Source organism: Candidatus Oscillochloris fontis, assembly GCF_004138135.1.
Classification (GTDB): Bacteria; Chloroflexota; Chloroflexia; order Chloroflexales; family Chloroflexaceae; genus Oscillochloris; species Oscillochloris fontis.
On sequence record NZ_RYFD01000007.1, the window covers coordinates 1 to 13,890 of the forward strand.

Sequence of the window (13,890 nt, forward strand, 5' to 3'; positions counted from 1 at the left end):
GTGGCTCGTCCATAGCGGTAGTATGCCGGATTCTACTGATTCTCGCAACTCAGGAGTGACCCACCCTGAACGGATACGCGCCGACTAGCCAAAAGGTAGACCATGGTGCGATCAAACATGGCAATCGCCGCCGGGGCATGCTCGACAAAGAGGCGCAGGCGCTGTTCACTCTCCATCAGGGCAATCTCGGTCTGCTTATGCTTGGTGATGTCATGCGCATGATCATTGACGATGAGCGGACGCCCCTGAGTATCAAAGATCACCCAAGAACGCCGTAAGAGCCAGCGCACTGACCCGTCAGGAAGAAGCATGCGGTGTTCAAATTCAATATGTCCATCGGTGAGGGCTTTCTGACGCATCGCAATAGCGAGATCGAGATCGTCAGGATGCACCACGCGCATAAAGAAGTTGGGATCATCCACAAAACATTGGAGTGGGTAGCCCAAGACCCGCTCAAAAGCGGCACTCGAAAAGAGAATGCGGCGTTCAGTCAAGGAGAATGATGTAAACGCATCGAGCATCGTATCCAGAATAGATCGGACATGGAGCATATACGCATCACGTCCCGTTAGGTGTGTGTAGGCCAACTCCTGTTCTACGAGTTCAGCAAGGCGATCATAATCATTGCGCTCGACCACCCCACACGCACCGAGGCGCATCAGATCAACCACCGTATTCAGGCTAACCTCTGGCATAACCAGCAGCAGGCGCGGGTGGGGTTGGTGGGCAGCAAGGGTATGAAGGAGTTGGGTGGGGTACTGAAGGTTGATGCCTAGGATAAGATCCCATTGGTGTTGTTCCAAAATCGAAGAAAGTTGAGTAATTTCAACCACATGTTCGTGGCGAAATCCCACTATTCCTCGCTCTTGTAAGCATGCAACCACACCTGCAACCTCGACAGCATCAACACCGACGATCAGGATATTCTTCATATGTAAATAATTGGTATATTCCATGAGCGCTACCAGGGAAAAGAATGGTGAGTAGGATGAAGATCAGCGCTTAGTTAAGATGACATATACAGAGATCATCTAGCCATACTAGAGTATCATGCAGAATAATGGTTCCATTTGTCAAGGTTAAAGTAAAAAATGTCATGTTAAGGTGAGATCACCCCAGGGCATGTGCAAAGTCACCTCCGGTGGGGGTGTGGGGGCGGCTGCGCCGCCCCAAGCCCCAAGGACTTTGCACATGCCCTGAGTGTGTATAGGGCATGTGCGGCTGCGCCCCAGACCCAACCAAAAATTGGTATAATCCTCCTATCCACCACCTGCGACAAGGCAACCTCACGATGCACGAACTTTCCGTTGCGTTGAGCCTCGTACAACTCGCCGATGATGCCGCCCGCCAAGCCGGGGCCAGCCAGGTGATTGCACTCCACCTCCGCATTGGCGCACTGGCCGGGGTTGTTCCCGATGCGCTGCGCTTCAGTTTTGACCTTGCCGCCGCTGGGACGCTGGTCGCCGGGGCGCGCCTGGAGATTGAGGAGGTGCCGGTGCGCATCTTTTGCGACCTATGCAATGCCGAGGCTGATCTGCCTAACCCACAATCCTTTGTCTGCCCGATCTGCCAGCAACCGGCCATGCGGATGGTGCAGGGCCGCGAGCTTCAGCTTATCTCTCTGGAGGTGCCATGAGTGAATCCCCGCGTCTGGTGGAGGTGCGCCAGAATGTTTTAAGTAAGAACGATCAACTGGCACTCGAATTGCGCCAACGCTTTGATCAGGCAGGGGTGCGGGTGATCAATCTGCTCTCTAGCCCCGGTGCGGGTAAGACGCGCCTGCTCGAAGAGACATTACGCCAACTCGGTACGCGCCACCGGGTGGCGGCGCTGGTGGGCGATCTGGCGACCGATAATGATGCGCGACGCCTCGCCCGCAGTGGGGCTGCCGTGCGCCAGATTGAGACGGCTGGCATGTGCCACCTGGAAGCCGATATGGTGATGGGCCACTTGGAGGGCTGGCATCTGGCCGATTTCGACATCCTCTTTATTGAGAATGTGGGTAATCTGGTCTGCCCGACCAGCTACGATCTGGGGGAACATGGCCGCGTGGTGCTGATGGCGGTGACGGAGGGCGAGGATAAGCCGCTCAAGTATCCCGGTACGTTCCAGTGGGCCAATTTGGTGCTGCTCTCGAAGCTGGATATGGCCGAAGCCGCCGAGTTTGATGCCGCTGCCGCGCATACCAACATCGCAGCGGTGCATCCGGGTGTGCCGATCATTGCAACCTCGGCCCGTACCGGTACGGGCATGGCCGAGTGGTTGGCCTGGGTTGAGGATCTATGAAGTATCTTGATGAGTACCGTGACCCAGTACTGGCCCAGCGGATCTTCGAGGAGATCCGCCGTATCACGACGCGCCCCTGGGCGATCATGGAGGTGTGTGGCGGTCAGACCCACGCGATCATTCGGAATGGTATTGATCAACTCCTACCCGACCAGATCGAGTTGATCCACGGCCCCGGCTGCCCGGTGTGTGTCACGCCCCTAGAGGTGATTGATAAGGCGCTGGCGATTGCGGCGCGCCCGGAGGTCACGTTCTGTTCGTTCGGCGATATGCTGCGCGTGCCGGGCAGTGCGGGCGATCTCTTTCGGGTGAAGAGCGCTGGTGGTGATGTGCGGGTGGTCTATTCGCCGCTCGATGCGGTCAAACTGGCCCAGCAGCACCCCGAACGCCAGGTGGTCTTCTTTGGGATCGGATTTGAGACGACCGCCCCGGCCAATGCCATGACAGTGGTGCAGGCGGCCAAGTTGGGGCTGACCAACTTCTCCATGCTGGTCTCGCATGTGCTGGTGCCGCCCGCCATCCGGGCGATTATGGAATCGCCCACCTGCCGGGTGCAGGGCTTCCTTGCCGCTGGTCACGTCTGTAGTGTGATGGGCACACACCAGTATGGCCCGCTCGTCGAGCAGTACCACGTCCCAATTGTGGTGACGGGCTTTGAGCCGCTGGATGTCTTGGAGGGTATCCGCCGCACAATCGTGCAGCTTGAAACCGGGCAGCCTGCGTTGGAGAACGCCTACGCCCGCGCCGTGAGTGCGCCCGGCAACCTGCCCGCGCAACAAGTGCTGGCCGAGGTCTTTGAGGAGACTGACCGCACCTGGCGCGGGATCGGGCGCATCCCCAACAGTGGCTGGCGGCTCAGTGGGCGCTACCGCGCCTTCGATGCCGAGGAGCGTTTCGATGTCGGCCACATCCAGACTGCCGAGTCGGCGTTGTGTCGCAGCGGCGAGGTGCTGCAAGGCTTGATCAAGCCGAATCAGTGCGCCGCCTTCGGCAAGGAGTGTAGCCCACGCACCCCCCTCGGCGCGACTATGGTGAGCAGCGAGGGCGCCTGCGCGGCCTATTACCAGTATGGGAGATTTGAGGATAAGCGTTCACTTTTGGGGTAAACAGAAACTTCGCGTTGACGCAAAGGCGTGAAGACGCCAAGATTTTGATTAGGGTTCTATAAAAGGCTTTGCGCCTTGGCGTCTTTGCGTTAAAACCGGGATGTGAGTATACATCTGAGGCACAACTATGATAGATCTTGATGGCTGGGTCTGTCCGGCTCCGCTACGCGACTACCCCACGATTGTGATGGGCCATGGTGGGGGCGGCAAGCTCTCGGCGGAGTTGGTCGAGCATATCTTTTTGCCCGCCTTCCAGAACGGTACGCTGGCGCAACTCGGCGACTCGGCGCTGCTTGAGGTGGCCGGGGCGCGGCTGGCCTTCTCGACCGATTCGTTCGTGGTGCGGCCACTCTTCTTCCCCGGTGGCTGTATCGGTGATCTGGCGGTCAATGGGACGATCAACGACATCGCTATGAGCGGTGCCCAGCCGCTCTACCTGAGCGCCGGATTCATTCTCGAAGAGGGCTTGGCGATCAGCCAACTCGCCACTATCGCCGAACGGATGGGGGCCGCCGCCCGCAACGCCGGGGTCACCCTGGTGACGGGCGACACCAAGGTGGTAGATCGCGGCCACGGCGATGGGGTCTACATCACCACGAGTGGGATCGGGGTGGTACCGACGGGGCTGCGCATCGCCCCCGACCAAGCGCGCCCCGGCGACCTCGTGCTGGTGAGTGGAGAGATCGGGTTGCACGGGATGGCGATCATGAGTGTACGTGAAGGGCTGGAGTTTGGTAGCCCGCTCATGAGCGACTGCGCCCCGCTGCATGATCTGGTAGCGACGATGCTGGCAGCAAACTCCAACATCCACGCCCTACGCGACCCGACACGCGGCGGGTTGGCCTCGGCACTCAACGAGATTGCCGCCGCTTCACGGGTGGGGGTGCGCGTCATCGATTCGGCGGTGCCGGTACCCCCAGAGGTGCGCGCCGCCTGCGAGATTCTGGGTCTCGACCCCTTCTATGTGGCGAATGAGGGTAAGTTGGTGGCCTTTGTGGCGCGTGAGGCGGGCGAGGCGATCCTCGAAGCCATGCGCGCCCATCCGCTGGGACACCACGCGGCGATCATCGGCGAGGTGGTGACCGAGCATCCGGGGATGGTCGTGGCACGCACCGGCATCGGCGGGACACGGGTGGTGGATACGCTGGTCGGCGAGCAGTTACCGAGGATCTGTTAATGACACACCATCGGCGTTCGTAGGGGCGCGTCGCGACGAAGCCCCGGTTTTTGACCGCAAAGGACGCAGAGGAACGCAGAGGAAGAACCACAGGTTGTAGGTAGCCCGACCCCTCTGCGTACCTCTGTGTCCTCTGCGGTTGATATGGCTTATGCGCTCCTTAACCGAATGCACAACCCCCTCTGCGGTCAACCAGTTACGGTATCTTCACCCTAGGTGTTACCGCGCCCCACCCACCAAGCACCTCCACTTGGTATGATCATCATGGTAGGGGAGTAGCCACCCGCCCTTGGGGCTGGTCAGTCGTCATCACGGAGCTTGCTCCCGGCTGACCGAATGTGCAGATGCACTCTTGGCGAGACCACCACGTTTGGTCGTGGGGGTACTCGCTTTTTTGTACCCTATCTAAGCAAGGTGGAACGCCATGCAAACACCACAACCCTGGCATACCCTCGATGCCGATGCCGCCATTGCGCAACTTCAATCTAGCCCCGCAGGACTGAGTGCCGAGGAGAGCCTGCGGCGTCAAGCCGAGTATGGCCCGAATGAACTCAAGGCGAGTGCGCGGGTCTCGCCATGGGCCATCCTGGCAGAACAGTTTCGCAACGTGCTGGTGATCATCCTCCTCGTCGCCACACTCCTCTCGGCCTTCATGGGCCAAGAGGTTGAGGCCATCGTCATCGCGATCATCGTGCTCTTCGCCATCTTCCTCGGTTTCATCCAGGAGTATCGCGCCGAACGGGCGATTGAGGCGCTGCGGAAGATGGCCGCGCCCACCGCCACGGTGCTGCGTGATGGTGAAGAGGTCGAGGTTCCCTCCCGCGATCTGGTGCCCGGCGATCTCATCCTGATCCAGGCCGGTGATCGCATCCCCGCCGACGCCCGCCTCATCGAGGCGATCAATCTGCAAATCGAAGAGGCCGCCCTTACCGGCGAGTCGCTGCCGGTTGAGAAGCATACCAACGCCCTCACCGACCCCAAACTTGGGGTTGGGGATCGCAAAAACATGGTTCACTCCGGCACCGTTGCCACCTACGGGCGTGGACGGGCGTTGGTGATCGCTACCGGCATGCAGAGCGAGTTCGGCCAAATTACCGGTATGCTCCAGGGCGTCGAGACGAGCCGCACCCCGCTGCAAGAGAACCTCGACCGCGTCGGCAAGACCTTGGCCAAAGCCGCGCTGGTGGTGGTGGCGGTCGTGGTCGGCTTGGGCTTGACACGCGGCCAGCCCTTCCTAGAGATGTTGCTCTTCGGGATTGCACTGGCCGTCGCGGTGGTGCCCGAAGCCCTTCCAGCGGTCGTCACCATCTCGCTGGCGATTGGGGTTCAGCGCATGGCGCACCGCAACGCACTCGTGCGCCGCCTGCCCACCGTCGAAACGCTCGGCAGCACCTCGGTGATCTGCTCGGACAAGACCGGTACCCTAACCAAAGACGAGATGACCACCCGGCGCATCTTCGTCGCTGGTGAGATGATCGAGGTCACCAACACTGGCTACGAGCCATCCGGCACCTTCCTGCGTAATGGTACGCTGATCACCCCCAGTGGGCCGCTGGCCGAACTGCTGCGTGCCGGGGTGCTCTGCTCCGACGCGCACCTCAGCCAGCGCGAGGGGCGTTGGCACATGAAGGGCGATCCCACCGAAGGCGCGCTGATCGTGGCAGCGGCCAAAGCGGGAATCCACAAAGCCGATCTGGAGTCCCACGCGCCGCGTATTGACGAGATCCCCTTCACCTCCGAGACCAAGCGCATGACGACGCTGCACGAGACCCCCGAAGGGCGCGTGGCCTACGCCAAAGGTGCCCCGGAGATCCTGTTGGAGTCGTGCGTGAGCCTGTTGACCCCAGAGGGGGTGCGTCCGCTGGATGCGGCGGGGCGCGCCGCGATTCTCGCCCAAGCTCAACAGATGGCCAGCGACGCCCTGCGCGTGCTGGGGTTAGCCCGGCGGCGCGCCGCCAACATCACCGAGGCGACCCAGGATCTGACCTTCATCGGGCTGGTCGGCATGATTGACCCACCGCGCCCAGAAGCACGCACAGCCATCGCCAACTGCGTCCACGCCGGGATCAAAACGATCATGATCACCGGCGACCACCCAATTACAGCCCAGGCTGTCGCCCGCGAGTTGGGACTCCTCACCGATGGCCGCGTCGTCACCGGCGCGGAGTTGGAGGCCATGAGCGATGAGGAGTTGACCAACGCCATCGAAACGATCCAGGTCTATGCACGGGTCTCGCCAGCCCACAAACTGCGCGTGGTCACTGCGCTGCAAGCCCGTGGCCACATCGTCGCCATGACGGGCGACGGCGTGAACGATGCCCCGGCGCTCAAAAAAGCCGACATCGGCGTCGCCATGGGCATCACCGGCACCGACGTGAGCAAAGAGGCCGCCGCGATGACCCTCACCGACGACAATTTTGCCTCGATTGTGGCCGCAGTTGAGGAGGGGCGCGGGATCTTCGGCAACATCAAGAAATACCTGATGTACCTGCTCTCCTCCAACATCGGCGAGATCGGCCTGATGACCGGCGCGACCCTGCTGGGAATGCCGTTGCCCCTCACCGCTGTCCAGATCCTCTACGTCAACCTCGCCACCGACGGCCTGCCCTCACTGGCCCTCGCCGTAGATCCGCCCGAAGACGATCTGTTGGAGCGCCAACCCCGCGACCCACGTAGCGGCATCTTCACCCGCCCGGTGGTCATCCTGATGCTCGTGGGCGGCATCTGGTCAACCCTGGTGAACCTAGGACTCTTCGCGTGGGCGATCAACTCCGGGCGCGCACTGAGCGAAGCGATGACCATGGCCTTCGTCTCGCTGGTGCTAATCCAGTTCTTCAAAGCCTACAACTACCGCTCAGATCGCCACTCGATCCTGCGGCGGCCCTTCGCCAACCGCTGGCTCAACCTCGCCATCGTGTGGGAACTGCTGCTCCTCGTGGCGATCATCTACGTCCCGTTCCTCCACGACGCCTTCGGCACCTTCAGCCTGCCCCTAATTGATTGGCTGATCATCCTCGGTGTCTCACTGACCATCTCGCCGGTGATCGAAATCGCCAAGTGGATGGAGCGGCGCGGCTGGTTTGGGGCGATTTAGAATTACAATGTTTTCTGATGCGGAATAAGATCGATAAGGCCACGTAAGGCACGGTTCACCGTCTCTGAGTCAGGAAAGTAGACTTGCACATCAGGATCAAGCGCTACTACCCCTTCGGGGAGGGTAAAATGACGTTCTTCTGTCGTCCCATCCACCTTGTGAACAATCACGGTATACCCTCGACTCATTGCCTTGGCATGTTTTCCGCGTACACCATGGGAAAAATCATATTCTGCGTCCATGTCATCTTCATGGCGAACATCAGGCGTCTCGTTGCTCATAGGATTTCCGTTCTACCGTAGTGGCTTGACGCGGACTAATGATACGGATACGATTCCGACGCTCAGTATAGACAACCACCAGAAGGCGGTTATGTATTGAGCGTCCAATGTCAATGTAACGATCTTCATCAATAGAATGTATTTCATCATATATAGTAATTGAAAAATCATCACTAAAAACTGTTATTGCTTCTTCAAAGCTCATCCCATGCTTAGCAATATTCTTGAGAGCTTTCTCCTCATCGTATTCAAACCGTGTGTTGGACATATAAACTCCTACTACCACACAAGTGTGTCCAGTGTACCACAAATAGGAAGCCACCAAAAAAATCTGTGCCAACGTAAGTGTTCACGATTGGGGTAAAAAACCTTCGCGCCTTCGCGTCTTCGCGTGAACAATAACGTTTCTCTTCCCCCAAGTGTGAACGTAACTGTTCACACTTCTCCTAGCCTCCAGGCTTTGACGCAAAGACGCCAAGGCGCAAAGCCTGCAACAACCCTTTGCGTCTTCGCGCCTTTGCGTCAATCAGAAGCTTCCTTTACCCCAAGTGTGAACAGTTACGTGTGAACAGTTACGTGCCAACCCCTCCAACATGCGCTACTATACGGGTGTGTAGTCCACCAACAAGCACAACGAGGTGATTATGCCCATCATTGACCTCTCGGCGACAATTCGGAGTAGCCCGCCCGGTACGATGGAGGCGGTGCGGGTTGATCTCGCCAACCACGATCATGCCCTGGGGGCAGCCCAGATCCAGGCGCTCTTCCAGGTGCCCGCTGCGCTGTTGCGCAATGGCGAGGGCTGGGCCACCGACACCTTCACCCGCCTGGGCACCCACGATACCACCCACGTTGATGCCCCCTGGCACTACAACTCGGTCATTCAGGGCCAACCCGCCCAGACGATTGATGCGTTGCCGTTGGAGTGGTTCTTCGCGCCGGGGGTGGTGCTCGATATGCGCCATAAGGAAGATGGCGACGCGGTGCGCGTCGAAGAGGTGCAGGCGGCGCTACAAAGCAGCGGCCACACCCTGCGCCCCGGCGACATTGTGCTGGTGCATACCGGGCGCGATGCCTTCTACGATCAACCCGATTATCTCTTCCGTGGCCCTGGGGTGACGCCCGAAGCGACCCGCTGGCTCTACGATCAGGGGGTGCGGGTGATGGGGATTGATGCCTGGGGTTGGGACGCGCCGCTGGATCGGCAGGCCCGCGCAGCCCTGACCCGCCAGGAAGCGGGGATCTTCTGGGCCGCGCACCAACTCGATCTACCCTATTGCCAGATCGAGCGTCTGGTGAATCTGGCCGCCTTGCCACCGAGTGGCTTTATGGTCGCCTGCTTCCCACTCAAAGTTGCAGGTGGTAGCGCCGGGCCGTGTCGGGCAGTGGCGATTTTGTAGCAAGAAGATCTCATCCCAGCCACTTCTCGAAGAAGATGCTCTGTGGATCGAGCTTGTAAGCGCCAAATGGCCCCACCTCAATAAAACCCATGGTGCGATAGAGACCAATCGCCGCATCCTGCAAAACGCCGGTCTCCAAACGTAACAGATTGACTCCCTGGGCACGAGTGAAGCCCTCGATGTGGTGGAGTAAGAGGCGACTCAACCCGCGTTCGCGGTAGGCAGGGCGAATATACATCCGCTTGAGTTCGCCATACTCACCAGCATAGATCTTGACCCCACCACATCCAGCGGCAACTCCATCCAAACGTAAGACAAAAAAGGAGACTCGCTCGGCGACAAGCGCACTTACATCCAGGCCATGGTGGCTCTCAAGCGGGTAGAGCGGAAGAAGGTAGGCATCTAACTCGCGCACTAATGCCGCCGCCTCGTGAGTATCCGGTGATTCATGACAGATCGTGATGGCCATAGTTCGCTATTCTTCAGCCGCAGGCGTCTCAAGGATGGTCAAAATACGCTGCACCAGCGCGGCATCACTCGGATCAAGCTGAAAGAGCAGTGCGCTACTATTGCGTACCCCCTGCCAGATCCGCAAAACGGGCTGCCGGATCTGCCAACCCTTACGTTCCAGATCCTCCAATGCCTGCTCGACATCGGTGCGTTCGCTCGCATCACCACGGGCAACCGTCGCAATCGCTTGGAGCAGCGGTTCAAATTGCTGCACCGCCGCTGCGGCCTGCTCCTCGCTCACGTCGCTGATCACCCCCGCCGCACTGAGTTGCTCAAAGATCAACTGCTGTTCCGCAATTGGCAGGGCGTCAATCGCGGCCTGTAAGCCTGCTCCGTCGCCCCGTTCGAGTGCCCCACGCACCGCCGGGGGCAAATTCGCCAAAAAGTCTGGCTCAAGCACACTCGCCACATCATTAGCGGCGAAACGGTGGCGCTCGGCAAAATCAGCCAAGCCGATCTCATCAAAGATCGTGGCCGCATGCTCCAAGTAGGGCCGCGCCAGATCGGCACGCCCCAGACGCCGTAATAACCAACCGTAATTGCCGGTCTGCGCCGCAGCACTATAGAAGTCGCCTGCGGACCAATAGAGCTTCACCGCCTGGTTGAGCAACTTGGTCGCCTCAGGCAACTGCCCCTGTTCGATCAGCGTGCGTCCACGAGTGATCAGGGCGTCTGCGTCGGCCTTGAGTTTCGGATTGATATGGGACATACACGACTCACTATCTAGAGCGGCACGTTGCACCGCTGGCAAACCAAAACACCGCGCATCTGGCCGAAAGTGACCGTGCGCCTATTGCACGCAACACAGCGCCCAACGCACGCAGATACGTGAGCCATTGAGCCTTCGCCTATCGTCAAACGTAAGTGGGGAGTATACCACGATCTGATCGGATGTACGTACAGATCTGAATAAGATCTTGCGCCAACCCGGCCATGCCGATCACCCCCGATGTGATCAACGCGGCCAAGGAGGTGCTGATCCAGCGCCAGGACACCCACCTGGACAGACTAGCCGAGCGGCTGCACGAACCCCGCGTGCGGGCGGTTATCGAGCCGTTGCTGGCCAACATGGTACCTGCCGCCCTGCCCCCCGATGACATCCAGTTCGTGTTGGATCTGGGCTTGGTACGCATGGACGCAACCCACGGCCTCGTGATCCCGCGCACGCCCACCAGGTAGTTACGCCGGAGCATTATGAACCGTAGGGGCGCATCGTGATGCGCATGGGTCAAGCCCGGCAAGAACGTGTATAATCTGTGCCAATAAACTACTCGTCCCGTAAGAAAGGATCGCCCATGCCAGCCGATACTGCTGCGGCCGTCATCCAGGCCGACCGCGAATATATTCTTCAGACCTACATCCGCCCCGATACGGTCATCGAGCGCGGTGAGGGGGTCTACCTCTACGATACCGAGGGCCGTGAATACCTCGACTTTGTGGCCGGCATTGCCGTCAATGCGCTCGGCTATGGCGACCCCGACGTGACGGCGGCGATCAACCAGCAGGCCACCAAGCTCATCCATACCTCCAACCTCTTCCACAATGCCCCCGCCACCGACCTCGCCCGCATGCTCGTCACCAGTAGCGACGCCTTCGACAAGGTCTTCTTTAGCAACAGCGGAGCCGAAGCAGTAGAAGGAGCGATCAAGTTTGCGCGCCGCTATGCGCGTGAATACTACGGTGAGGGCAAAACCACCATCATCGCCTGCGACGGCGCGTTCCACGGGCGTAGCATGGGTGCGGTGGCCATCACCGCCCGCGAGAAGTACCGCGAACCCTTTATGCCGGTGATGCCGGGGGTGCGCTTTGCCAACTATAACGATGTGGCCTCCTTAGAGGCCGCCATGGGCGCAGATGTCTGCGCCCTCTTCATCGAACCCATCCAGGGCGAAGGCGGGCTGCGCGTTGCCAGCGACGAGTTTCTGGCAGCCGCCCGCGCACTCTGCAACCAGCACCACGCCCTGTTGGTGCTTGATGAGATCCAGTGTGGAATGGGCCGCAGCGGCAGTCTCTGGGCACACCAACCAAGCGGCGTGCGCCCCGACATGATGACCGTGGCCAAGCCACTGGCGGGGGGGATGCCCATCGGCGCAGTACTGCTCAACCAGCGTATCGCCGACACCATCCATCCCGGCGATCACGGCACCACCTTTGGCGGCAACCCGCTTGTCACCGCCGTGGCCGGGGCGGTCTTCAACAAAATCAACACCCCCGAATTTCTCGCCCATGTGTGCGAAGTGAGCAACTACCTCGGCGAATCACTCCAGGATCTCGCCGCTGCCATGCCCAACCAGATCCGCGAGATCCGTGGGCGTGGCCTCATGCGCGGATTCCAACTCAACGGCTCCGCCGCCGATGCCCGCACTGCGGCCCAGCACCAAGGTCTCCTCGTCGGCACCTCCGGTGAGGATGTCATTCGGCTGCTGCCTCCGCTGATCATCACCAACGCCCATGTGGATGCGGCCCTAGAAAAGCTACGCGCCGCGTTGCAATGATAATATGGTAGAGACACAATATATTGCGTCTCTACTTGCGTCTCTACCACCCTACCCCACCGATACAGATATCTGCTACAATTGCAAAGCAAGCCCCCCCGTGGCATGCTTGCAACTCGGAAATCTTCACGGCCTCCGCCAGCGTCCGACCTGTACGACGCGCCCGGAAGCCCTTCGCGTGAAAGGGACGGCCATGTCTGTCGTCGCACTAATCGGCGCCCAATGGGGCGATGAAGGCAAAGGCCACCTGGTTGACCTGCTCGCTAGCAAGGCGCGCCTGGTGGTTCGCTATGGTGGCGGGAATAACGCGGGACATACGGTGGTCAACCACCTCGGTACCTTCAAACTGCATCTCATCCCCTCAGGGATTTTTGATCCATCTACCGTCAATGTGATCGGGAGCGGCGTGGTGATCAGCCCGGAAGGACTACTCCAGGAACTTGACGATCTCAAGAGCCGGGGCATCAATACCAGTAAGCTCTTCATCAGCGAGCGCGCCCACGTGATCATGCCCTACCATATTATGTTCGACCGGTTTCAGGAAGATGCGCGGGGTGACGATAAAATCGGCACCACCGGGCGTGGGATTGGCCCCGCCTATGCCGACAAGATGAACCGCAGCGGCATCCGTATGGCTGATCTGCTCCACGAAGAGACCCTACTCAACCGCCTGCGCAGTGTGTTGGAGGAAAAGAACCGCCTGCTCACCAAACTCTACGGTGCCAAGCCGCTCTCGCTTCACGACACATACCTGCGCTACCTCGACTTTGGCCACAAACTGGCCGATCACATCACCGATACCCATCCGATCATTATGCGCGCCTTAGAGAAGGATATGCCCATCCTGCTCGAAGGTGCCCAGGGTTGTCTGCTCGATGTGGACTATGGCACCTACCCGTATGTCACCTCCTCACCTCCCGGTGCGGCTGGGGCATGCCAGGGCGCTGGGATCGGGCCAACCCGTGTTGACTCGGTCATCGGCGTCTATAAGGCATACACCACCCGCGTCGGTCAGGGGCCGTTTCCCACCGAACTCGCCGATGGCCCCGATGCGGATGCACTGCGCCAGATCGGTAAGCCTTGGGCTGAAGTCGGAACAACCACCGGGCGCTTGCGGCGCGTCGGCTGGTTCGATGCGGTGATGGCGCGCTATGCCGCCCAGGTGAATGGGATTGACACCCTGGCGATCACCAAGCTCGATGTGCTGGATGAACTCGCCAACATCAAGATCTGTGTCGGCTATAAATTGCACGATGCAACTCTCGAATACCCACCGGCAACCACCGCCGTTCTTGATCAGGTAGAGCCGGTGTATGAAGAGATGCCGGGATGGATGAGTCCGACCAGTGACGTGCGCCGCTTCCAGGATCTGCCAGAGGCTGCCCAAGCCTATGTCGCTCGCATCTGTCAGTTGGTCGGGGCACGCCTAGGGATCATCTCGGTCGGCCCAGATCGCGAACAGACGATCATCGCTAGTGAGGTCTTTTAAGATCTGTCACGGTGCGGGATGCCGCGTCCATCCCGCACCCACCACCGAACGA

At 59.8% G+C, this 13,890-nt stretch carries 14 protein-coding genes; 9 read left to right on the forward strand and 5 right to left on the reverse strand.

Annotation, left to right across the window (positions count from 1 at the left end; genetic code table 11):
• Positions 1-32: 32 nt before the first annotated feature.
• Complete coding sequence (locus EKD03_RS04530; RefSeq protein ID WP_129628034.1) at positions 33-956, reverse strand: PAS domain-containing response regulator; 924 nt, start codon at positions 954-956, stop codon at positions 33-35.
• A gap of 335 nt (positions 957-1,291) precedes the next feature.
• On the opposite strand from EKD03_RS04530, the gene hypA reads away from it, so the two are divergent.
• The 5 genes from hypA to EKD03_RS04555 all read left to right on the forward strand — a co-directional run bounded on the left by hypA (position 1,292) and on the right by EKD03_RS04555 (position 7,663).
• Complete coding sequence (gene hypA / locus EKD03_RS04535) at positions 1,292-1,636, forward strand: hydrogenase maturation nickel metallochaperone HypA (protein WP_129628036.1); 345 nt, start codon at positions 1,292-1,294, stop codon at positions 1,634-1,636.
• Entirely contained in the window at positions 1,633-2,286 is a 654-nt protein-coding gene (hypB, locus tag EKD03_RS04540) for a hydrogenase nickel incorporation protein HypB (RefSeq protein WP_129628038.1), read from the forward strand. Before hypA ends, hypB begins: the two co-directional genes overlap by 4 nt.
• Positions 2,283-3,392: a hydrogenase formation protein HypD gene (gene hypD / locus EKD03_RS04545; protein WP_129628040.1), complete on the forward strand. Its 1,110-nt coding sequence runs from the start codon at positions 2,283-2,285 to the stop codon at positions 3,390-3,392. Before hypB ends, hypD begins: the two co-directional genes overlap by 4 nt.
• A gap of 127 nt (positions 3,393-3,519) precedes the next feature.
• Complete coding sequence (gene hypE, locus EKD03_RS04550) at positions 3,520-4,569, forward strand: hydrogenase expression/formation protein HypE (RefSeq protein ID WP_129628042.1); 1,050 nt, start codon at positions 3,520-3,522, stop codon at positions 4,567-4,569.
• 424 nt (positions 4,570-4,993) lie between these two features.
• The gene (locus tag EKD03_RS04555) at positions 4,994-7,663 is read left to right on the forward strand and encodes a cation-translocating P-type ATPase (RefSeq protein WP_129628044.1); all 2,670 of its coding nucleotides are present in this window, start codon (positions 4,994-4,996) and stop codon (positions 7,661-7,663) included.
• Between the two features lie 2 nt (positions 7,664-7,665).
• Here the strand turns inward: EKD03_RS04555 and EKD03_RS04560 are convergent, their stop codons facing one another.
• The gene (locus EKD03_RS04560; protein WP_129628046.1) at positions 7,666-7,944 is read right to left on the reverse strand and encodes a hypothetical protein; all 279 of its coding nucleotides are present in this window, start codon (positions 7,942-7,944) and stop codon (positions 7,666-7,668) included.
• Positions 7,925-8,212 carry a BrnT family toxin gene (locus tag EKD03_RS04565; protein WP_129628048.1) on the reverse strand — a complete coding sequence of 96 codons (288 nt, stop codon included), beginning with the start codon at positions 8,210-8,212 and terminating at the stop codon, positions 7,925-7,927. The genes EKD03_RS04560 and EKD03_RS04565 overlap by 20 nt, the downstream gene beginning before the upstream one ends.
• A gap of 376 nt (positions 8,213-8,588) precedes the next feature.
• On the opposite strand from EKD03_RS04565, the gene EKD03_RS04570 reads away from it, so the two are divergent.
• Positions 8,589-9,344, forward strand: coding sequence for a cyclase family protein (locus EKD03_RS04570; protein ID WP_174842809.1), 756 nt, complete (start codon positions 8,589-8,591; stop codon positions 9,342-9,344).
• A gap of 10 nt (positions 9,345-9,354) precedes the next feature.
• Here EKD03_RS04570 and EKD03_RS04575 read toward each other — a convergent pair whose 3' ends face one another.
• Positions 9,355-9,813 (reverse strand): GNAT family N-acetyltransferase, encoded by a 459-nt coding sequence (locus EKD03_RS04575; RefSeq protein WP_129628050.1) that lies wholly within the window; start codon positions 9,811-9,813, stop codon positions 9,355-9,357.
• A 6-nt stretch (positions 9,814-9,819) separates the two neighbouring features.
• A complete protein-coding gene (locus EKD03_RS04580; RefSeq protein WP_129628052.1) occupies positions 9,820-10,563 on the reverse strand; it encodes a tetratricopeptide repeat protein in 744 nt (247 codons plus the stop codon).
• Positions 10,564-10,787: 224 nt separating this feature from the next.
• Between EKD03_RS04580 and EKD03_RS04585 the strand changes: the two genes are divergently transcribed.
• The 3 genes from EKD03_RS04585 to EKD03_RS04595 all read left to right on the forward strand — a co-directional run bounded on the left by EKD03_RS04585 (position 10,788) and on the right by EKD03_RS04595 (position 13,838).
• Entirely contained in the window at positions 10,788-11,033 is a 246-nt protein-coding gene (locus EKD03_RS04585) for a hypothetical protein (RefSeq protein WP_129628054.1), read from the forward strand.
• Positions 11,034-11,149: 116 nt separating this feature from the next.
• A complete protein-coding gene (locus tag EKD03_RS04590) occupies positions 11,150-12,349 on the forward strand; it encodes an aspartate aminotransferase family protein (RefSeq protein WP_129628056.1) in 1,200 nt (399 codons plus the stop codon).
• Between the two features lie 193 nt (positions 12,350-12,542).
• Complete coding sequence (locus EKD03_RS04595; protein WP_129628058.1) at positions 12,543-13,838, forward strand: adenylosuccinate synthase; 1,296 nt, start codon at positions 12,543-12,545, stop codon at positions 13,836-13,838.
• The last annotated feature ends 52 nt before the right edge of the window (positions 13,839-13,890 follow it).